This is a genomic window from Lentzea sp. NBRC 105346, from assembly GCF_030269605.1.
Classification (GTDB): domain Bacteria; phylum Actinomycetota; class Actinomycetes; order Mycobacteriales; family Pseudonocardiaceae; genus Lentzea.
This window is the reverse complement of the sequence record NZ_BSTQ01000014.1, coordinates 1-19,806: the sequence shown is the minus strand read 5'-3', so window position 1 is coordinate 19,806 and position 19,806 is coordinate 1. Positions and strand designations below refer to the sequence as shown.

The following is a 19,806-nucleotide window of genomic DNA, read 5'->3' as shown; positions in this document are numbered from 1 at the left end:
TTGCGTTCGTTCGGTGCGGTTGCGGGCGTGGCTGGGATGAGGTGGCTGGAGTTCCGTAGATTTATTTTCACCCGATAGTGGTCTCCATTGCGGGGTTGGCCGTTTAATTGTGATCTTGCGGTAGATTTGTGCCATGGACCGAGCGGCGGCTATCGACAATATGCTGTTCATACAAAAGCAAGTTGATTACTGGCAGGCCCAGCTATTGCGTCAGCTTGCCGACTTCGCCATCGGCACCGCCGACGACGAATTCGCGGCGGCCGAGATCGTCGCGGCGATGAAGTGGACCTCGAAGTGGGCCGAGGATCAGTTGCTGGTCGCGCGGGAGACCGTCACCAAGCTGCCCCGCACGGTCGACGCCCTGCAGGCCGGGGAGATCGACTCCTACAAGGCGAAGATCCTGTTCAACTACACCCACCGGCTCACCGCCGACCAGGCCGCAGAGGTCGAGGAACGGGCGCTGGTCAAGGCACCGGGACAGACCAGCACCCAGCTGCGCCGGTCGCTGCAGCGCATCGTGATGGCGGTGGACCCCGAGGGCTGCGCCGAGCGGCGCGAGGCCAGGAAGGCGGAGCGGATCGCGGGGATCGAAGAGCGCGTCGACGACATGGTGAAGTTGTTTGCCTGGCTCCCGGCGGATCGCGGTATTGCGGCTGCGCACCGGGTCGACAAGCTCGCCCGTGCGGCGAAGTTCCCCGGTGACACGCGGACGTTGAGCCAGCGCCGCGCGGACGTGGTCGCCGACATGCTCCTCGCGACGCCAGACCAGACGTCGAGCGTGAAGGTCAACCTCAACGTCACGGTCTCCTCGACGACTCTGATGGGACTGGATGATCATCCCGGTGAGCTGCAGGGCTACGGCCCGATCAGCGCCCGAGCTGGCCCGTGAGCTCGCGGGTGACTCGACCTGGCGGCGACTGTTGACCGATCCGCAGTCAGGGATGCTGCTGGATGTCGGCACCAGCACCTACCGGCCGCCGGAGCATCTACGCCGGTTCCTCTGGGCGCGCGATCAGACCTGCCGCCAACCCGGCTGCATGATGCCCGCACAGCGCTGCGAACTCGACCACACGGTGCCCTGCCCCGACGGCCCGACGGCGGCGTGCAATCTGTGCCCGTTCTGCAAGCATCATCATCGGCTCAAGCACAAGAGCAACTGGGCGGTAACCCAGCCGATCCCCGGGCACTTCATCTTCAAGGCACCGTCGGGAAAGGTGTACGTACGCGAACCCGAACCGGTCCTCGCTGGCTTCCCGACCGATCCGCCGTTCTAAAAAAACAAACAACGAAACTCAAGCCACACATCCCGGCAACGCCCGCAACCGCACCAAAGCTACGCAAGTCTGGGCGGTGTCTGGGGCACGACGGCAACCAGCCACAGACTTCGGTACGTTGGCATTTTCGCGCACGACCGGCGCCCTAGCGCCGGGCGTGCGCGAAAATGCCAACGTGTCGCGGCGCAGCCGCGTCAAAAGCCGCAGTGAGCCCCTACCGAGTAGGCGGCGCCTGCGGAGGCTGCCCATCCCGCCGCCCCCGCTGAGCCGAGTCCATAACGGACTCAGCAGTAGCAGTCCCATTGGCTTCGGAAGCAATGACCGTGACCGTAGAACCCTTCTGAACGTCCTGCATGACGGTAGAAGAGTCGATCACGTAAGTCTTGGTGTACCCATCAGTGGACTTCACGGACAACGAAGAAGAGGACACCTCAGTGACCTCGCCGGTCTGAAACAACCCGTGCGGAACATCGGCAAGCGGTCCACCCCGCATCACCACGCCACCGTCCTGACCGGGCGGACCACCCATGCCGCCGGGCCCGTTCCCCCCGGTAGCAGCGGACGAGTTGGAGGCGGCATAGATCGCCACCCCGCCCGCGGCGGTGATACCGACGGCGATGGCCACGGCGGCAATGGTCTTCCGAGCCGTCCACGGGGAAGCGGGCTTGGGTTGCTGGGCGCCCCACTCCGGGGCGGGAGGCTGTTCGTCGCTCATGACGGCCAACCTCCACCCCGTTCCTGTGCCCTACCTGTGCGCCCGGCCAGCACAAACTGTGCAAGAGCTTCACAGGTGGTACACAGGATCGGCGTTCACGATGGGAGCCATGCGCGCGATGAAGGCGGAACTCCGCAGGCCTGACGGCCAGCCGGTGCGGGTGCTCGTGGTCGACGACGAGTCCACACTCGCCGAGCTCATGTCCATGGCCCTGCGGATGGAGACCTGGGACGTGCGCACCGCGCTCGACGGCCTCACCGCCGTGAAGACCGCCCGCGACTTCCGGCCGGACGCGGTCGTACTGGACGTCATGCTGCCCGACATCGACGGCCTCGAGGTCCTCAAACGCATCCGCGCCGAGACGCCCAACGTGCCGGTGCTGTTCCTCACGGCCAAGGATGCCGTCGAGGACCGGATCGCGGGCCTCACCGCGGGTGGCGACGACTACGTCACCAAGCCGTTCAGCTTGGAGGAGGTCGTACTGCGGCTGCGCGGGTTGATGCGCCGCACCGGCGTCACCGAGGCGAACGCGGGCGCCCGCCTCACCGTCGGCGACCTGACGCTCAACGAGGACACCCGCGAGGTCTACCGCGGCGGCGACTCGATCGAGTTGACCGCCACCGAGTTCGAACTGCTCCGGTTCCTCATGCGCAACCCGCGGCGCGTACTCAGCAAGGCGCAGATCCTCGACCGCGTCTGGAACTACGACTTCGGCGGCCAGGCCAACATCGTCGAGCTCTACATCTCCTATTTGCGCAAGAAGATCGACGCCGGCCGCGCGCCGATGATCCACACGATGCGAGGCGCGGGGTATGTCCTCAAGCCGGCGGCCTAGGACGCTCAGAGCGAAGCTGGTCGCGGGCCAGGTGTTCCTGCTCGCAGTGCTGATCGCGCTGATCGGGACCGTCGTGCTCGTAGCGCTGCACGAGACCGCGCTCCGGCAGCTCGACGGCCGGGTCGCCTCGCACCTCGGACCGCCCAACATCATGCGCATCGAGCCAGGCCTGGTCCGCGTCGACCACCTGCGCGACGGATCGCTGCAAGCCGGGAAGGCCAAGGCGGCCGACGTGGGCTTCGACCCGCTGACCGACGCGCAGATCGAGGCGTTGCTGTCCGTGCCGAACACCGGCCCCCGCGGGCACACCATCGCGCTGCCGGACCTCGGCGACTACCGCGTCCTCTCCGACGGGCGGTCGGTCGTCGCACTGCCGCTCGACTCGGTCACCGACCTGCTGTGGCAGATGGGTCTGCTCCTGGTCGCGCTCGGCGCCGCGGCCGTCTGCGCGGCGGCCCTGGTCGGCCGGGTAATCATCCGCCGGACGCTGAAACCCTTGGACGACATGGCCGCCACCGCCACGCGCGTCTCCGAACTTCCCCTGCACGAGGGCGAAGTCACCGTCCCGGAACGCATCGAGGACGCCGACCCGGACACCGAGGTCGGCAAGGTCGGCCTCGCGCTGAACCGCATGCTCGGCCACGTCGAGAGCGCACTGAACTCCAGGCACGCCAGCGAAATGCGCGTCCGGCAGTTCGTCGCGGACGCGTCCCACGAACTGCGCACCCCGCTCGCCGCGATCCGTGGCTACGCCGAACTAACCAGGCGCACCAAGGAAGACATCCCGCACGACATCAAGCACGCCATGGGCCGCGTCGAGTCCGAAGCGACGCGCATGACGTCCCTGGTGGAAGACCTACTGCTACTCGCGAGAATCGACGCGGGCCGTCCACTGGAGGACAAGGACGTCGACCTCACGCGCCTGGTCATCGACGTCGTGGGCGACGCCCGGATCGCCGGCCGCGACCACAACTGGAAACTGGACCTGCCCGAGGAGCCGGTCACGATCAGAGGCGACGTGCAACGCCTGCATCAGGTGATCGGCAACCTGCTCAGCAACGCCCGCACGCACACCCCGCCGGGCACCACGGTCGTCACCGGACTGAGCGTCCACAACGGACACGTGGACCTGACGGTCACGGACGACGGGCCGGGCATCCCGAAGGACCTCGAAGTGTTCGAACGGTTCGCGCGCGGCGACAGCTCGCGATCGAGAGCCGCGGGCAGCACGGGCCTCGGGCTCTCGATCGTCACAGCGGTGGTCAGCGCGCACGGCGGACAGGTGCGGGTGGACAGTGAACCGGGACGTACCCGGTTCACCGTCCAGCTCAGTACTAGCGCCTAGGCGCAACCGGCAGGCCGGCCGAAACCGAAGCCACCGAAGGCAGGAATGGGTTCGGGTTGGCCGCGCACACCGTGCCGACGGGCGGCAGTGCGCCGGTCAGCAGGTAGTTGTTCATGTACTCGGTGGTGCAGCCGGAGCGACCGTACGCCGTGTGGCCCCAGCCCGCGTACGCGAGCAGGCGGCTGTTCGGCAGCTGCCGCGCGACGGCCTGGGCGCCGCGGAAGTCCGTGATGCCGTCGAAGTGGTTGCCCACCACCAGAACCGGCGCGGACGTGCGGTGGTTCCACGGGCCGGTGTAGCGGTCGTCGTTGACGGGCCAGTCGGCGCACGCCGCGTTGCCCCACCACCACAGCGGGCCGAACCGGGAGCCGGCCTCGGCGTACCTGCCGATCGCCTGGTACTCACCGAACCGCGACGGCATCTGGATGTCGGCGCACACGTTTCCGTTGTAGGCGTCGAAACCGTTGGCGTAGTCGGCCTCACGAGTGAACGGAGCGGAAGCAGCGGAGACGGAACCTTCGACCACGTCAGCGATCTGGTCGAGGACCGCGCCCGCGCCCTGCGGGCCGCCCCAGCCCTCCGGCCCGTACATCGCGCCGACCACGAAGTTGATCAGCACGTCGTAGGTGACCAGCTCGTCGCCGAGTTTGATCGGCTTCTTGCGAATCGAGTCCGCGGTCCGCTCCCAGCGCTTCACCGCGCCGCCCGGCGTGTGGAACGCGCAGGCGGAACCCGCGGCGTCGCACAGCTTCAGGAACTCGCCGAACTCCTCGGCGGTGGCGATCCGGTCGGACTGGATCTGCCGGCCGCTCGACCAAAGCTCGGGGTTGAGCACGCCGTCGATGGCGAGCGCGCGGATGTTGTTCGGGAACAGGTTCGCGTAGGTGGCACCGAGGAACGTGCCGTACGAGAAGCCCAGGTAGGAGATCTTCTTGTCACCGACGGCCTGGCGCAGCAGGTCCATGTCCCGCGCGACGTCGGCGGTGCTCATGTGCCGGGCGATCGTGCGGTCCGCGGCGAGGCACTTCGGAGCCAACGAGCGGAGCCGGTCGAAGTACGGCCGTTCCTGGTCCGCCTGGTAGGGGAAGGCGGGGATGCCCTCGAAGAACTTGTTCAGCTCCTCCTCACTGGCGAAGCAGTGGATCGGGTCGGACTGCCCGATGCCGCGCGGATCGAACCCGACGATGTCGAACCGGCCCTTGAGCTGCTTGTCCAGTTCGTTGCCCGCGCCGAGCGCGAACTCGACGCCGGAACCGCCGGGGCCACCGGGGTTGATGAACAGTGTGCCGATCCGGTTCGCCTTGTCGGAGGCGGGCTTGCGGGCGAGCGCGACCTTGGTCGTCGCGCCTCGCGGGTTGTCGTAGTCGAGGGGAACCGGGACGGTCGCGCAGTCGAGGCCGGGGTACTCGGACCCACAGGCTTTCCAGTCGATCTTCGGAACGGCGGGCGAGGCCGCCGCGGGGACCGCTACGACGGGCAGAAGTGCCACGGCCGCAACGAGTCTGAGAAGTGTCGAACGCATGGCGTTCTTCCTATCGCCGTCGATCGGGCCGGGTGAAGCTACGAAAGTCGTGTGCGCGCACAGGTTGCGCACAGGAACGGCACACGTGCCACCCAGGCTGCGCCACGAGGCTCGGCCGCATGAAACGAGACCGCGCCGTCCTTTCGTTACTCCTGGGCGCGACCGCCGTCCTGTACCTGTGGCGGCTCGGTGATTCGGGCTGGGCGAACGCGTACTACTCGGCCGCCGCGCAGGCCGGTGCGAACAGCTGGAAGGCCTGGTTCTTCGGGTCGAGCGACGCGGCGAACTCGATCACCGTCGACAAGACACCCGCCTCCCTGTGGGTGATGGGTCTGTCCGCGCGGATCTTCGGTGTCAACGCCTGGAGCATCCTCGTTCCGCAGGCGTTGATGGGTGTCGGCAGCGTGTGGCTGCTTTACGCAACGGTTCGGCGCTGGTTCTCTCACTCCGCCGCGCTCATCGCGGGCGCGGTCCTGGCGCTCACGCCGGTCGCCGTGCTCATGTTCCGGTTCAACAATCCCGACGCGCTGCTGGTCATGCTGCTGATCACGGCCGCGTACTGCGCGACCCGCGCCATCGAGAGCGGCAACGGATGGTGGCTCGCGCTGGCCGGCGTCGCGGTCGGATTCGGCTTTCTCACGAAGATGCTCCAGGCCTTCCTGGTGCTGCCCGCGATCGCGCTCTCATACCTCATCTGGGCCCGAACGACCATCCCCAAACGGCTACTACATCTCGGCGGTTCGGCGCTCGCGATGGTGGTCGCGGGTGCCTGGTGGATCGTCGCGGTCGAGCTGACGTCCGACCGTCCGTTCATCGGCGGATCGCAGACGAACAGCGTGCTCGAACTGGCCTTGGGCTACAACGGCCTCGGCCGGCTGACCGGTGACGAGGTCGGCAGCGTCGGCGGTGGCCGCGGCTGGGGCTCACCGGGCTGGAGCCGCCTGCTGGGCGCCGAGATGGGCAGTCAGATCGCGTGGCTGCTGCCGACCGCGGTCGTGCTGCTCGTCGCCGGGATGTTCCTGACCAGGGGTCGCGCTCGCGCGGCTCTGGGCCTGTGGGGCGGCTGGCTCGTCGTCACCGGCGGCGTGTTCAGCTTCATGAACGGGATCATCCACTCCTACTACACCGTCGCTATGGCGCCCGCGATCGCGGCGATCATCGGTATCGGAGCCACGGAACTGTGGGCCCGCCGCGCCGATCCGATGTGCGCGGCGGCGTTGTCCGGTGCGACGGCACTGAGCGCGGTGCAGTGCTACCTGCTGCTCGCGAACTTCGCGCGGTCCCTGGCGATCGCTGTTCTCGTCCTCGGACTGGTCGCCGCGATCGGGCTCGTGCTGTCGCTGCGGGTGGCCGTACCGGTCGCCCTGGTCGCCGCGCTCCTCGGTCCCGCGACGTACTCGGTCGCCACGGCGTCCGTCGCGCACACCGGCGCGATCCCGGTCGCCGGTCCGCAGAACACCCCCGGGATGCGCGCCCCCAACAAAAACGGTGGCATGGGCGGCCTGCTCGGTGCGACGACGCCCGGCGCGAACCTCACCGAGTTGCTGCGCGAAAGCAAAACGAAGTGGGCCGCCGCCACCGTCGGTTCCAACAACGCGGCCGGGTTGCAGCTCGCCGGCGACCGGCCGGTGATGGCGGTCGGCGGGTTCAACGGCACCGATCCCTCGCCCACGCTCGAGCAGTTCCAGGAACTCGTCCGAAGTGGACAGATCAAGTACTTCGTCGGTGACGGGATGCGGATGCCCTCGGACAGCGGCAGTGACGCCGCCGAGCGGATCGCCCAGTGGGTCGCCGACACCTTCACCGCGACGACCGTCGACGGTGTCACCATCTACGAAATGAGTGCCTGATGGCTCCGACGCTCGACGTGGTGATCCCCGTCTACAACGAACAGAAAGACCTGGAACGGAGTGTGCGCAGGCTGCGCGACGAGCTGCCGGCGACCTTCCCGCACCCGTTCCGCATCACCATCGCCGACAACGCCAGCACGGACGACACGACCGCGATCGCTGATCGCCTGGCGTCCGAGCTGCCCGGTGTGCGCAGCATCCGGTTGGAGCGCAAGGGGCGCGGCGGCGCGTTGACGAAGGTGTGGACGGAGTCGGACGCGGATGTGCTGGCGTACATGGACGTCGACCTCTCGACGGACCTGCGCGCCGTGCAACCGCTCGTGGCGCCGCTGCTCTCCGGGCACTCCGACCTGTCGATCGGCAGCCGGCTCGCGGTCGGCGCGCGGGTCACCCGCGGTGTCAAGCGCGAGGTGATCTCCCGCTGCTACAACGTGATCGTGCGCGGCGCGCTGAACGTCCGCTTCACCGACGCGCAATGCGGGTTCAAGGCGATCCGCTCGGACGTGGCCCGCGCGCTGCTGCCACACGTCGAGGACCGGAACTGGTTCTTCGACACCGAACTGCTGGTGCTCGCCGCCCGCGCGGGACTGCGCATCCACGAGGTGCCGGTCGACTGGGTCGACGACCCGAACAGCAGCGTGGACATCGTCAAGACGGCGCTGGAGGACCTGCGCGGCATCGCGCGGCTGCGCCGGAGTTTTCGTTACGGCCGCAACCCCGTCGTGGAGTTGCGCGGACATCTGGGAAGGATCGCGGTATGACGCTGACCATGGAGGCGGCCCCTCCGCGTGAGGATCAGCGCCGAGGGCCTACCAATCGACGCGTGACCAAGCATCGAATTGCCCTCGCGGCTCTGCTCGTCGGATCGGCGTTCCTCTTCCTGTGGAACCTCACCGCTTCCGGCTACGGCAACGAGTTCTACGCCGCGGCGACGCAGGCCGGTTCGCAGAGCTGGAAGGCGCTGCTGTTCGGCTCGCTCGACCCCGGCAACGTGATCACGGTCGACAAGCCGCCCGTCTTCCTGTGGGTGAGCGGACTGTTCGCGCGCGTCTTCGGCTTCTCCAGCTGGACCGTGCTGGCGCCGCAGGCGATCGAGGGCGTGCTGGCCGTGTGGGTGCTGTACGCGACCGTGAAGCGCACGTCCGGTGAGTGGGCCGGGCTGTTCGCGGGCGCGGCCCTGGCGTTGACGCCGGTGGCCACGCTGATGTTCCGGTTCAACCTGCCGGACGCGTTGCTGGTGCTGCTGATGACCGTGGCCGCGTACTGCACGGTCCGCGCGCTGGAAAAGGCTTCGTGGCGCTGGCTGGCGCTCGCCGGCGTCGCGATCGGCTTCGGGTTCCTGACGAAGATGATGCAGGCGTTCCTCGTGCTGCCGGGCCTCGCCGCGGTGTACCTGCTCGCGGCCCCAACGGGTCTGGGCAAGCGGTTCCTGCACCTGCTGGGCGCGGGCATCGCGGTGATCGTGTCCGCCGGGTGGTTCATCGCGCTGGTCGACCTGTGGCCGGCGTCGTCGCGCCCGTACATCGGCGGCTCGAACAACAACGGCCTGTGGGAACTCGCCGTCGGCTACAACGGACTCGGCCGCATCTTCGGTGGCGGTGGACCCGGCGGTGGCATGGGCGGCAACGGGAACATCGGTTTCGGTGGCGCCACGGGCATCACGCGACTCTTCGGCGCCAGCATGGGCGCGGAGATCTCGTGGCTGTTGCCCGCCGCACTGATCGGTCTCATCGCCGGCCTGTGGTTCACGCGTCGCGGAGGAAGAATTGACCGCACACGTGCGGCCTTGGTGTTGTGGGGCGGCTGGCTCGTCGTGAGCGGCGTGGTGTTCAGCTTCATGAGCGGCATCACGCACCCCTACTACACGGTGGCGCTCGCACCCGCGATCAGCGCGCTGGTCGCGATCTCCGGACGGGAGCTGTGGCGCGGCCGGGCGCACTTCCCGGCTCGGGTGGCGCTGACCGTGATGGTCGCTTTCACCGGCGTCTGGGGCTTCATCCTGCTGGCCCGTGTGCCGGACTGGCAGCCGTGGGTGCGCTGGACGCTGCTGGTGCTGACGGCCCTGGTCACGTTCGCATTGTTGTTCGGTGTCAAGCGAAGTGCGTTCATCGGTGCGATCGTGGCGGCGGCTCTGTTCGGCACGTCCGCCTATTCGTTCGCGACCGCGGCTCAGACGCACGCGGGCTCGATCCCGATGTCCGGGCCGGTGCAGAGCGGCATGGGTATGCGGGGCGGTCCGGGCGGCGCCGTTTCCAGCAGCGAGCTGAACGCGTTGCTGGCGCAGACGGACACCCAGTGGGCCGCCGCGACGACCGGCGCGCAGAGCGCCGCCGCGTTGCAGCTCGGTTCGGGCCGGCCGGTGATCGCGATCGGCGGCTGGAACGGTGGCGACCCCGCGCCCACATTGGAGGAGTTCCAGCGTTACGTCTCAGAAGGGAAAATCGGATACTTCGTTTCAGGTCGCGGCGGTTCGGACATAGCCGATTGGGTATCCGCCCACTTCAAGGCGGTTTCTGTTGGTGGGCAGATGGTTTACGACCTTGACGCGGGTTCCTGAGCGGGAGTTCGCTCCTGCCGCATGGTGACAAATGTGGTTCTGGCCGCGGTGTTGTCGGTGTCCGTGTGCACACCGGCACCCGCGGCCGAACGCGAGATAGCGACCGGTCTGACCCATCCGTGGGCGATCGGTTTCCTGCCGGACGGTTCGGCGCTGTTCACGGAACGGGACAGCGCCCGCATCATGTCCGTGCGCGACGGTGTGGTCCGCGAGGTGCAGAAGATCGCCGAGGCGAAGCCCAACGGCGTGCAGAGCGGGCTGCTCGGCATCGCGGTGTCCCCGAAGTACGTCGTGGACAAGACCGTCTTCATCTACTACTCCACCGAGACGGACAACCGCATCGCCTCGCTGCAGCTCGGTGGCACTGTTCGTCCCATCGTCACCGGAATTCCGTTGGGGCAGAAGCGGGTCGGTGGCCGCCTGGCGTTCGGCCCGGACGGCCTGCTGTACGCGACGACCGGCGACGCGCAGCAACCGGCCCTGGCGCAGGACCCGAAGTCGTTGGCGGGCAAGGTGTTGCGCATGCGCCCGTCCGGCAAGCCCGTCGGTTCCACCCTGGTGTACTCGCTCGGGCACCGCGACCCGCAGGGCATCACGTGGGATCCGCAAGGCCGGATGTTCGTGTCCGAGTCCGGTGAGAGCACGTTCGACGAGCTCAACCGCGTGGAGCACGGCCGCAACTACGGGTGGCCGGTGTGCGAGGGCAAGTGCGGCAAGCCCGGTTTCGTCGACCCGATCGTGCAGTGGAGCACTTCCGAGGCGACGCCGAGCGACCTCGGTTACTTCAAGGGCAACCTGTACATGGCGGGCAACATCGGCAAGCGCCTGTGGAAGATCCCGGTGAAGAGCGGCAAGGCCGGCACGCCCGAGGCGCTGTTCACCGGCAAGTACGGCAAGCTGCGCGCGGTCGAGCTGGCGCCGGACGGCACCCTCTGGTTCTCGTCGACCAACGGCGGCGGTGTGGACAAGATCGTCAGCTTCACGCCCTGACCCTGGTCAGGGACCGCCGACCAACCCGGCCGGTCGGCGGTCCCGCAGGTAAGCGCCGAGCGAAGGCTCGATCAGCAACATGTTGCGCACCCACGAAGACCGCTCGAACTCCAGGATCGGCAGCTCCCACACGCACCCGATCAGCGGTTCTTTCAACGGTTCGAAAGACTCCGGATCGTCCTGGGGCGCGGAGGCCATGACACACCGGACGATCGCTTCCTGGCACCACATGTACACGTTGAGCCACACGGCGTCCTCGCCGGAGTGCAGGACGGAGAACGCTCCTTCGGGCCCGTCCGGCTCGAACGGCGCGACCATCGTCTCCATCATCTGGTCCGCGGCCGCGCGCAGCGATGGAGGAAGCTCCTCACCGTCCAGTGTCAGCTCGTAGCGCTTCACCTGCCACCGCGCCGCCACTGCCACCGGTAACGGCCGTACGTGCCTCTCCCGGAATGTCATGGCTCCACAGTAGAGGCAGCAGGTCGCGGCCACGACGCCACAGCCACGGCACCCCCTTCACGAGCAGCCACGCGATGTGGTGCGCGACGGTCAGTTCACGGCCGCCGCCGCACTCCAGCGACACGGGCCGCACGGTGTGCCCGACGGCGCGCAGCTCGGCGGCGAATGCCCTGGCCAGCATGCGATGTCCGCGTTCGGACGGGTGCAGACGGTCGACCGCCCACGTCGGAAGTTCATACGCCCCAGGCAGAAGGTGCAGGTCCACGCACCGCGCGCCGTGCCGGGCGACGACGACGTCGATCACCGAGTTCAACGCCGCGATGCGCTCACCGAGCACGCGGCGCAGCCGGCCTGGCAGCTTGAACACGCGGCCCTGGTCGTGGAACCGCACGGTGACTACGGACGCGCCCGACGACGACAGTGACCCCACGATGTGGTCGAGGTCGGAATGCAGCTGCGCCGGGGAGAAGTCCGACCGCAGCGTGTCGTTCACCCCCGCGATCACGACGGCCGCCTTGGGGCGCAGCTCCAGGGCTGTGGGCAACTGTGAACGCCGCAGATCCGCGATGCGGGCTCCGGACAACGCCAGGTTGCGGTAGTCCCCGCCGAAGGCGTCGGCCAGCAGCGGGCCGAAGCCGCGCCAGCCACCGGGGACCGGGTCACCGATGCCGACCGCCGTCGAATCTCCGAGTAGCACCAACACGTGCCCAGCATCGGGTTTCCCGGTGATCCACGAATGGCCACACGGGAACGGTTCAGCGAAATGCTGGGTAAACAGGAACTTCGCAGACCCGCGAAACGTACCCGCCTGTGCCGTTATGGCCACCTTTGCTGCGCTGGACGCAGTGATGGTGGCCTTAACGGCACCACCGAGCTGCGTCAGCGGAAAGCTGGGTAAAGCGGGAGTTCGAGGACCTCCGAACCGTACCGCTCCACCAGTGCGTCAATCACACAGTCGGCGTGCGCCACAACCGCCTTCTCGCCCAACGTGATCGCGTCCGCCTTCAGCCGCACCCACCGGCCGGCGAGCACGACGGACCTCGGTGGAGCGTCCAGGTCACGATGGTCGTCCAGCTTGGGCAGCACCCGCCACGTCGCCAGCCACACCCACAGCAGCTGCGCCTCGAGCAGACGCGGTAACAGCACCGCGTCGTCGTCGATCTCGGGCCACACCGAGCCGACCTCGGCGCGCCACGCGGCGACCATCGCCTCGGACATGCCCGGCGGCAGGCCCCACGCGCACCAGCACGACGGGAACGGCACCCGCAGGCACGCCGCGTCGAACACGATGTCGCGGACGCAGCCGCCCTCGAAGTCGACGAACCGCACGCCGCGGCTGGTCACGAGCTGGTTGTCCGGGCACGACGAGGACGGGCTGAACGCGCGGCGGCGCGAGGTGCTGAACGCCTTCGCCGCCTGTTGCGCGAACTCCAGCGCCGACGACGGGATCTTCACGCCCAGCTCGGACTCCAGCAGGTCGGGCAGCCCGGCGATGGCGCCGTGCACGTCGAACGCGACCGGGTCCTGACAGCACTGGCCGCCCGCCCGGCGCATGAGTGCGTCGAAGTCCGCGTCACGGCCGGCGGTCGTCGCGTGCAGGCGGCCCATGGCGTGCGCCCACGACAGCAGCCCGCGTTCGGCGGCGCGGGCGTCCGTGCCGTTGAGCTTCTCCGACAACCGGGGCGCGCGACCGAGGTCCTCCAGCACGACGAGCCGCGAGCCGACGTCGTGCGCGTACAGCTCGGGCGTCGCCCGTTCCTCCGCAGGCAGCGCGGTGAGCAGCTGGTGGCTGACCGCCTCGTGCGCCCACGGGTCGCGGTCGTGCGTCGCGGGCGGATATCGCTTCACCACGAGCGTGCGGGGCATCGAGAACGGTGACTGCGCGACTCTCACGCGGATGACGACGGAACGTCCTGCTCCGCCGAGCTCCTCGGGATCGGCGAGCCGGACCTGGGCTCCGAGCCGCCTGCTCAACACCTGTTCGGCGGCGACGACCGCTTCGATGACCTCGGGGGAAGCGGTGCCGTCGACGTCAGGGGAGCCAGCGGTGATCTCCACGACGCTCATCCCCTCCGACCCTACTCCCCTTGCTTGTGAGTCCCGCCGACGCTAACCAACCGAGGCGGCGATCACGACCACTTGTTGATAACGGCTCGTTCCGTATCTCGATTTGCACGTTCACCCACTGGACAGTGGACGCGTGGTCACACCATCCGTTGTCTTGCGGCGTCGTATCAACAGGACCAGGGCGGCCGCGACGACAATACCGATCAAGTTGATGAGCAACTGGAGCAGCGAGTAGCCCGCCCTGTCCCACTTCCCGAGAACGGCGGCGAGCGCCGCGTACCCGGCGGCGGGCACCGTGGTGACCGAGATGAACACGCCCACCAGTGCCGCGGACTTCGCGGACGTCATCGACAGCATGCCCGCCGCTCCGGCGAGCAGCGCGACGATCAGCGAGTAGATCCCGACCTGGTAGACGAAGTCGACCTGGTGGTTCTTCGTGAACAACGTGTCCGCGTCGAACAGGCCGGTCAGGTCGCCCACCTTGCTGAGCACCGCGGTGATCACCATGGCGACCGGGAAGCCGATGCCCAACGCGATCGCGGCCCGTTTCACCAGCTCCCACCGCCGCGCGACGAGCCCGACCGCGATCGCGGCGAGCGGCCCGAACTCCGGGCCGACGACCATGGCGCCGACGATCGTCACCGGTGAGTCGGTCGCGACGCCGACCGCGGCCAGCAGGCACGCGATGGTGAGAAACGCCTGGAAGGTCCAGCTCGGCTTGGACTCCTCGCCGGTGCGGGAGATCAGCTCCTCCCACACGATGGCGTCGGACCCGTCACCGGGCGCGGCCTCCTCGGCGCGGTCGGCGGCGTCGGACAGCGACGTGTCGATCTGTTCGAGGGTGATGCCGCCCTCGTGGTCGATGTCCAGCTCGCACAGCCGCCAGAGGATCTCGTCGACGGCCTCGCGCGCGATGTCGGCCGTGATCAGGTCGCCGGGCGGCTCCACCACGGCACCACGCAGGAGCACGACGTGCGTCGCTCCCACGTGGTCCCGGAGGATCCGCAGCGCGGCGTCCGTCTGCCCCTCCGGACAGGCGACCCGCAGCCGCAGCATTACTTCTGGTCGGGCTTCGCGTCGACGCCGGCTTCCTTGCGCTGCTGCGCGGTGATCGGCGCCGGGGCCGCGGTCAGCGGGTCGAAGCCGCCGCCGCTCTTCGGGAACGCGATGACCTCGCGGATCGAGTCCACGCCGGCGAGCAGCATGCAGAGGCGGTCCCAGCCGAGCGCGATGCCGCCGTGCGGCGGGGCGCCGTACTTGAACGCGTCGAGCAGGAAGCCGAACTTCTCCTGCGCCTCCTCGGCGCCGATGCCCATCACGTTGAACGCCCGCTGCTGCACGTCCGCGCGGTGGATACGAATCGAGCCACCGCCCAGCTCGTTGCCGTTGAGGATCACGTCGTAGGCGTACGCCAGCGCGTTGCCGGGGTCCTCCTCGAACCGGTCGATCCACTCCGGGGTCGGCGAGGTGAACGCGTGGTGCAGCGCGGTCCACTTGCCGCCGCCGACGGCGACGTCACCGGCCTCGAGCTTCTCGACCGACTCGAACATCGGGAAGTCCACGACCCACGCGAACGCCCAGGCGTTCTCGTCGATCAGGCCGACGCGGTGCGCGATCTCGACGCGGGCCGCGCCGAGCAGCGCCCGCGCGTCCCGCGGGTCGCCCGCGGCGAAGAAGATGCAGTCACCGGCGTTCGCGCCGACGGCCTTCGCCAGGTCCTCGCGCTCGGAGTCGGTGAGGTTCTTGGCGACCGGTCCGCCGAGCGTGCCGTCCTCCTGGACCAGCACGTACGCCAGGCCCTTGTGGCCGCGCTGCTTGGCGAACTCCTGCCAGCCGTCGAGCGTGCGGCGCGGCTGCGAGGCGCCACCGGGCATGACGACCGCGCCGACGTACGGCGCCTGGAAGACGCGGAACGGCGTCTCCTTGAAGTACTCGGTCAGCTCGGTGAGCTCGAGGTCGAAGCGCAGGTCCGGCTTGTCCGAGCCGTACTTCGCCATCGCGTCCGCGTACGAGATGCGACGGAAGGGCAGCGGCAGCTCGACGTCCGCCAGCTCCTTCCAGATGGTGGAGAGGATCTTCTCGGTGAGCGCGATGACGTCGTCCTGCTCGACGAAGCTCATCTCGATGTCGAGCTGGGTGAACTCGGGCTGCCGGTCGGCGCGGAAGTCCTCGTCGCGGTAGCAGCGGGCGATCTGGTAGTACCGCTCCAGGCCACCGACCATGAGCAGCTGCTTGAACAGCTGCGGCGACTGCGGCAGCGCGTACCAGGAACCGGGCCGCAGGCGGGCCGGCACCAGGAAGTCGCGCGCGCCCTCAGGCGTGCTCCGCGTCAGCGTCGGCGTCTCGACCTCGACGAACTTCTCGCCGTGCAGCACCTCGCGGGTGATCCGGCTGACCTCGCTGCGCAGCCGGATGGCCTTCGCCGGGCCGCTGCGGCGCAGGTCCAGGTAGCGGTGCTTGAGGCGGGCCTCCTCGCCGACCTCGAGGTCGCCCTCGACCTGGAACGGCAGCGGCGCCGCCTCGTTGAGCACCTCGAGCTCGGTCGCGTAGACCTCGATCGCGCCGGTGGCGAGGTCCGGGTTCTCGCTGCCCTCGGGCCGCTTGCTCACGTCACCGACGACCTTGATGACGAACTCGGAGCGCAGCTTGTGCGCCCGTTCGGCCATCTCGCCCTCGCGGAACACGACCTGGGCCACGCCGGAGGCATCGCGGAGGTCGATGAAGATGACACCGCCGTGATCACGCCGGCGAGCGACCCACCCGGTCAGGGTGACGGACTGCCCGGCGTGCTCGGCCCGGAGTGACCCGGCCTCGTGCGTGCGCAACACGGTGGTGGCTCCTCTTAGTTCATAGCTGGTGTTGCGGTCAAGGCTAGCCAACGCCCGCAGGTGCGTTTCCACAGAGGTTGGGGAGTGGCGGCTCGGTCACGTCCGCCGACCCGAGCATCGCCGCCTCTTCGGCCTCCGTCCACGGCCAGCGCGACGTGCCGGATGCCACGAGCTCGCCGTCGGGCAGCAGCGCGAACCGCGGTATACCTCGCGCTTTCGCGACGCCGAACTCCCATGACGTCCACACCGTTGCCGGATAGCTCGGGGTAACGACCGCGACGAAGGCGTCAGCGGTCCGCAGCGCCGCGACAACGTTCGAGTGCCTGTCCGCGCCCCGGTGGTCCACCAGGTCGTCCACATGCGGGCTGCCGAGGCTCGCGGCGATCTCCGCGACCCATTTCAGCCGGTCCATCGGGTTCTCGCGCCGGATGTAGCTGACGAAGACCTTCACGGGCTGATCCGTCCGACGGGTGCGATCACACCCATGCCGTACAGCGCGAAGGCGACCGCCAGGACCAGCAGCAACACGAAGTAGTAGGACATCGACCCGTTGAACAGGGCGCGCAGCGGACGAATGTGCTTCGCGGCCGGGACGTGCGGGTAGTCGTTGCACCGCTGTGCCCGCCGCGACCAGATGGTGTCCATGACGTTGCGCAGTCTGCGCTGGTAGTAGTACGCGACCGAATCGGCCATCCAGAAAGTGATGACCACCGCGATCGCGGCCACGAACACCGCCGCGTTCAGGATCCGGTCGCTGAGCAGAGCGACCAGCGTCCCCGTGGGCACCAGGACCGTCGCACACAGCTTCTTCATCTCGAAGCACGCGTCCGAGGCCTTCAACGTGGCGGCGTGCAGCTGGTCGAGCTGGTCCTTGTCGAGTTCGTCCTCTGTCGGCGACACCGCGACAGTCTGTGAGCACGGCACGTGGCGGGTCAAGCCACTTTGATCTTTGCGGAGGCCTCGGCGGAGAGGGCGCCGGCGCCTCTCCCCCAAGCAGGCGCCGGCACTCTCTTTCCCCCGGTCGTGGATCCCCCATCCACGGCCGGAAGCTTGGCAGCCCGTACCTGAAGTGACGCTGAACGTTCCTGAAACGGATTTCAGGACTCGATCATGGCGAATACGGCACTCTGCTGTACATGCGTGTGCTCGTGGTGGAGGACGACCGCCGCCTCGCGGACCTGCTGGTGCGCGGGCTGACCGCGGAGGGGTTCGCGGTCGACGTGGAGCGGACCGGCACGGACGGGCTCTGGCGTGCGCGCGAGCACCCGTACGACGTGATCGTCCTGGACATCATGCTGCCCGGTCTCAACGGCTACCACGTGTGCCGTGAGCTGCGGGAGGCCGGCGTGTGGACACCGATCCTGATGCTCACCGCGAAGGACGGCGAGTTCGACGAGGCCGAAGGGCTGGACACCGGCGCGGACGACTACCTGACCAAGCCGTTCTCCTACGTCGTCCTCGTGGCCCGGCTGCGCGCGCTGGCCCGGCGCAGCCGAACGAGTCAGCCCGTCCTGCTGAGGGCGGGCGACCTCGTGGTGGACCCGGTCAGCCGGGAGTGCCGCCGGGGCACCACCGCGATCGACCTGAAGGCGAAGGAGTTCGCCGTGCTCACCTTCCTGTTGCGGCACACGAACGAGGTCGTGACGAAGAACGAGATCATCGACGGGGTCTGGGACGCCGCGCAGGACCCGGACCCGAACCTCGTCGAGGTCTACATCAGCGCGCTGCGCCGCAAGATCGACACGCCGTTCGAGCGGCGGTCGATCACCACGGTCCGCGGCGTCGGCTACCGGTTGGTGGACCGATGAGGTCGTTGCAGTTCAAGGTGACCGCGTGGGCGACGCTCGTGACGGCACTGCTGCTGGGCTGCGCGACCGTGCTTGTCGCGATCTCGTTGCGGGACCAGGCCGAGCGCCGGAGCATCGACGAGTCGCGGATCTCCTACGTGTGCACGGTCGACGGCTGCACGGAGGTCGAGGACGGCAAGAGGTTCACGCCGAATCACAGCATCAGCTTCATCGGCTACGAGACCGGCGAAGTCCGGCCCGCACTGTCGGCCTGGCCGTTCTCCTCCCCGGAGAACGTCACGTACGAGGTGCACGGCCGGCCACGGCTCACAAACGCCCGCCCTGGTGTCGAGCGGGCGCAGCAGACCCTGAACGGCTCGATCCTGCTCGTCGCGGGCATCGCCCTGTCGGTCACGACGCTGGTCGGCTTCATGACGTGGGCGGCGGCGGTCCGCGTGCTCGCACCGGTCGAGGAGATGCGCGGCGAGATGGCCGACATCAACGAGCAGAACCTGACGCGCCGCATCCGGGTTCCCAGCGGTGACAACGAGATCACGCGGCTGGCCACCACCATGAACGAGACGCTCGACCGGGTTCACAAAGCGGTCGAGGACACCCGCCGGTTCGTCGCGGACGCGTCGCACGAGCTGCGCAGCCCGCTGGCGGCGTTGCGCGCCGAGCTGGAGATCGCGGTGTCGCACCCGCAGCTCGCGGACTGGCCGACCGTCGTCGGCAACGCGCTGGAGGACACCGAACGGCTGCAGGAGCTGACCACGGACCTGTTGCTGCTGGCCCGGCTCGACGCCGACGCGACCGAGAAACAGGACGCCGTCGACCTGACCGCCGTGGTGCAGCGCGAGATCCTGCGCCGGCGGGTGTCCGATGTGGAGCTCATCGCGGATGTCGAGGCACGCCCGGTGCACGTCGCCGGCCGCCGCGCACAGTTGTCGCGGCTGCTCGGCAACCTGCTGGACAACGCCGAACGCCACGCCTCGTCGACGGTGACCGTGCGGCTGCGCGGTGGTCCGCTCGCGGTGCTGGAGGTGACCGACGACGGACCGGGCATCGCGCAGCCGGACCGCGAACGCGTCTTCGAACGCTTCACCCGCCTCGACGACGCCCGCACGCGCGACGCGGGCGGCGCGGGCCTCGGCCTCGCCATCGCCCGCCGCATCGCCTCCCGGCATCGGGGCACGCTGGAGGCCGCCGACACCGCCGACTTCCGCGGGATCCGTTTCGTGGCAACGATTCCGACCGGTGAACCCGTGCAGCAACGCCGGGTGGTCGCGCCGCCGCAGCGGACCGGCGACGAGATCTGGCAGTTCATCAACGGGTCGTTCGTCGCGACGCACGCCGTCATACCCGAACCGCGGCCGGAACCCGTCGTCGACCTGGACGCCGAGCTGGCGCTGATCTTCGGCGAGCACGTGCCGGTGCTCACGCACTGAGGGTTGCTATGGGGGGAGCTTTCCAAGCGCTGGTGTTTTAACCAGGGGTGAGTTCCCTAACGGGCCGTCGCGTGAGCGGCGGCCCGTTTTGTTGTTTGCTGTCTTGGGTTTGCTGGGCCTGCGTTGTTT

At 68.5% G+C, this 19,806-nt stretch carries 18 protein-coding genes and 1 pseudogene; 10 read left to right on the top strand and 9 right to left on the bottom strand.

What is annotated here, in order from left to right; genetic code table 11:
- Positions 1 to 160 precede the first annotated feature (160 nt).
- Together QSK35_RS27315 and QSK35_RS27310 are read left to right on the top strand one after the other, a co-directional pair.
- A complete protein-coding gene (locus tag QSK35_RS27315) occupies positions 161 to 889 on the top strand; it encodes a DUF222 domain-containing protein (protein WP_285750386.1) in 729 nt (242 codons plus the stop codon).
- 31 nt (positions 890 to 920) lie between these two features.
- Complete coding sequence (locus QSK35_RS27310; protein ID WP_285750385.1) at positions 921 to 1,274, top strand: HNH endonuclease signature motif containing protein; 354 nt, start codon at positions 921 to 923, stop codon at positions 1,272 to 1,274.
- 214 nt (positions 1,275 to 1,488) lie between these two features.
- On the opposite strand, the gene QSK35_RS27305 is transcribed toward QSK35_RS27310, so the two are convergent.
- Complete coding sequence (locus tag QSK35_RS27305) at positions 1,489 to 1,989, bottom strand: hypothetical protein (RefSeq protein WP_285750384.1); 501 nt, start codon at positions 1,987 to 1,989, stop codon at positions 1,489 to 1,491.
- Positions 1,990 to 2,098: 109 nt separating this feature from the next.
- Here QSK35_RS27305 and QSK35_RS27300 point away from each other — a divergent pair, with 109 nt between their 5' ends.
- A complete protein-coding gene (locus QSK35_RS27300) occupies positions 2,099 to 2,824 on the top strand; it encodes a response regulator transcription factor (protein WP_285750383.1) in 726 nt (241 codons plus the stop codon).
- Positions 2,802 to 4,169 (top strand): sensor histidine kinase, encoded by a 1,368-nt coding sequence (locus tag QSK35_RS27295; RefSeq protein WP_285750382.1) that lies wholly within the window; start codon positions 2,802 to 2,804, stop codon positions 4,167 to 4,169. Before QSK35_RS27300 ends, QSK35_RS27295 begins: the two co-directional genes overlap by 23 nt.
- On the opposite strand, the gene QSK35_RS27290 is transcribed toward QSK35_RS27295, so the two are convergent.
- Positions 4,159 to 5,691 (bottom strand): alpha/beta hydrolase, encoded by a 1,533-nt coding sequence (locus QSK35_RS27290; protein ID WP_285750381.1) that lies wholly within the window; start codon positions 5,689 to 5,691, stop codon positions 4,159 to 4,161. The two genes, QSK35_RS27295 and QSK35_RS27290, sit on opposite strands and share 11 nt — an antisense overlap.
- Positions 5,692 to 5,810: 119 nt before the next feature.
- Here QSK35_RS27290 and QSK35_RS27285 point away from each other — a divergent pair, with 119 nt between their 5' ends.
- The 4 genes and pseudogenes from QSK35_RS27285 to QSK35_RS27270 all read left to right on the top strand — a co-directional run bounded on the left by QSK35_RS27285 (position 5,811) and on the right by QSK35_RS27270 (position 11,088).
- A complete protein-coding gene (locus QSK35_RS27285) occupies positions 5,811 to 7,541 on the top strand; it encodes an ArnT family glycosyltransferase (protein WP_285750380.1) in 1,731 nt (576 codons plus the stop codon).
- Positions 7,541 to 8,290, top strand: a pseudogene (locus tag QSK35_RS27280) (dolichyl-phosphate beta-glucosyltransferase); the annotation flags it as partial. The gene QSK35_RS27285 and the pseudogene QSK35_RS27280, both read left to right, overlap by 1 nt.
- A gap of 8 nt (positions 8,291 to 8,298) precedes the next feature.
- Entirely contained in the window at positions 8,299 to 10,098 is a 1,800-nt protein-coding gene (locus tag QSK35_RS27275; RefSeq protein WP_502881724.1) for a glycosyltransferase family 39 protein, read from the top strand.
- A gap of 21 nt (positions 10,099 to 10,119) precedes the next feature.
- On the top strand, positions 10,120 to 11,088 hold the full coding sequence (locus QSK35_RS27270) for a PQQ-dependent sugar dehydrogenase (protein ID WP_285750378.1): 969 nt from the start codon (positions 10,120 to 10,122) through the stop codon (positions 11,086 to 11,088).
- A 6-nt stretch (positions 11,089 to 11,094) separates the two neighbouring features.
- Here QSK35_RS27270 and QSK35_RS27265 read toward each other — a convergent pair whose 3' ends face one another.
- From QSK35_RS27265 to QSK35_RS27235, 7 genes are all read right to left on the bottom strand, one after another.
- Complete coding sequence (locus QSK35_RS27265; RefSeq protein ID WP_285750377.1) at positions 11,095 to 11,487, bottom strand: hypothetical protein; 393 nt, start codon at positions 11,485 to 11,487, stop codon at positions 11,095 to 11,097.
- Complete coding sequence (locus QSK35_RS27260; protein ID WP_285750376.1) at positions 11,456 to 12,250, bottom strand: SGNH/GDSL hydrolase family protein; 795 nt, start codon at positions 12,248 to 12,250, stop codon at positions 11,456 to 11,458. Before QSK35_RS27260 ends, QSK35_RS27265 begins: the two co-directional genes overlap by 32 nt.
- Before the next feature lie 176 nt (positions 12,251 to 12,426).
- A complete protein-coding gene (locus QSK35_RS27255; protein ID WP_285750375.1) occupies positions 12,427 to 13,614 on the bottom strand; it encodes an aminoglycoside phosphotransferase/kinase family protein in 1,188 nt (395 codons plus the stop codon).
- Positions 13,615 to 13,725: 111 nt separating this feature from the next.
- On the bottom strand, positions 13,726 to 14,670 hold the full coding sequence (locus QSK35_RS27250) for a DUF389 domain-containing protein (RefSeq protein WP_285750374.1): 945 nt from the start codon (positions 14,668 to 14,670) through the stop codon (positions 13,726 to 13,728).
- Positions 14,670 to 16,442: an aspartate--tRNA ligase gene (aspS, locus tag QSK35_RS27245; protein WP_285750373.1), complete on the bottom strand. Its 1,773-nt coding sequence runs from the start codon at positions 16,440 to 16,442 to the stop codon at positions 14,670 to 14,672. Before aspS ends, QSK35_RS27250 begins: the two co-directional genes overlap by 1 nt.
- A 43-nt stretch (positions 16,443 to 16,485) precedes the next feature.
- Positions 16,486 to 16,893, bottom strand: a complete 408-nt coding sequence (locus QSK35_RS27240) for a TIR domain-containing protein (protein ID WP_285750372.1) — start codon at positions 16,891 to 16,893, stop codon at positions 16,486 to 16,488.
- Complete coding sequence (locus QSK35_RS27235) at positions 16,890 to 17,342, bottom strand: hypothetical protein (RefSeq protein WP_285750371.1); 453 nt, start codon at positions 17,340 to 17,342, stop codon at positions 16,890 to 16,892. The genes QSK35_RS27240 and QSK35_RS27235 overlap by 4 nt, the downstream gene beginning before the upstream one ends.
- 236 nt (positions 17,343 to 17,578) lie before the next feature.
- On the opposite strand from QSK35_RS27235, the gene QSK35_RS27230 reads away from it, so the two are divergent.
- Together QSK35_RS27230 and QSK35_RS27225 are read left to right on the top strand one after the other, a co-directional pair.
- Entirely contained in the window at positions 17,579 to 18,250 is a 672-nt protein-coding gene (locus QSK35_RS27230) for a response regulator transcription factor (protein ID WP_285750370.1), read from the top strand.
- The gene (locus QSK35_RS27225) at positions 18,247 to 19,677 is read left to right on the top strand and encodes a sensor histidine kinase (protein WP_285750369.1); all 1,431 of its coding nucleotides are present in this window, start codon (positions 18,247 to 18,249) and stop codon (positions 19,675 to 19,677) included. Before QSK35_RS27230 ends, QSK35_RS27225 begins: the two co-directional genes overlap by 4 nt.
- Positions 19,678 to 19,806 lie beyond the last annotated feature (129 nt).

What these genes read in the sequence shown, in the direction of transcription:
- QSK35_RS27315 (WP_285750386.1), top strand. Translation starts at nt 161, where the DNA reads ATGCTGTTCATACAAAAGCAAGTTGATTACTGGCAGGCCCAGCTATTG.
- QSK35_RS27305 (WP_285750384.1), bottom strand. Translation starts at nt 1,989, where the DNA reads ATGAGCGACGAACAGCCTCCCGCCCCGGAGTGGGGCGCCCAGCAACCC.
- QSK35_RS27300 (WP_285750383.1), top strand. Translation starts at nt 2,099, where the DNA reads ATGCGCGCGATGAAGGCGGAACTCCGCAGGCCTGACGGCCAGCCGGTG.
- QSK35_RS27295 (WP_285750382.1), top strand. Translation starts at nt 2,802, where the DNA reads ATGTCCTCAAGCCGGCGGCCTAGGACGCTCAGAGCGAAGCTGGTCGCG.
- QSK35_RS27290 (WP_285750381.1), bottom strand. Translation starts at nt 5,691, where the DNA reads ATGCGTTCGACACTTCTCAGACTCGTTGCGGCCGTGGCACTTCTGCCC.
- QSK35_RS27285 (WP_285750380.1), top strand. Translation starts at nt 5,811, where the DNA reads ATGAAACGAGACCGCGCCGTCCTTTCGTTACTCCTGGGCGCGACCGCC.
- QSK35_RS27275 (WP_502881724.1), top strand. Translation starts at nt 8,299, where the DNA reads ATGACGCTGACCATGGAGGCGGCCCCTCCGCGTGAGGATCAGCGCCGA.
- QSK35_RS27270 (WP_285750378.1), top strand. Translation starts at nt 10,120, where the DNA reads ATGGTGACAAATGTGGTTCTGGCCGCGGTGTTGTCGGTGTCCGTGTGC.
- QSK35_RS27255 (WP_285750375.1), bottom strand. Translation starts at nt 13,614, where the DNA reads ATGAGCGTCGTGGAGATCACCGCTGGCTCCCCTGACGTCGACGGCACC.
- QSK35_RS27250 (WP_285750374.1), bottom strand. Translation starts at nt 14,670, where the DNA reads ATGCTGCGGCTGCGGGTCGCCTGTCCGGAGGGGCAGACGGACGCCGCG.
- QSK35_RS27230 (WP_285750370.1), top strand. Translation starts at nt 17,579, where the DNA reads ATGCGTGTGCTCGTGGTGGAGGACGACCGCCGCCTCGCGGACCTGCTG.
- QSK35_RS27225 (WP_285750369.1), top strand. Translation starts at nt 18,247, where the DNA reads ATGAGGTCGTTGCAGTTCAAGGTGACCGCGTGGGCGACGCTCGTGACG.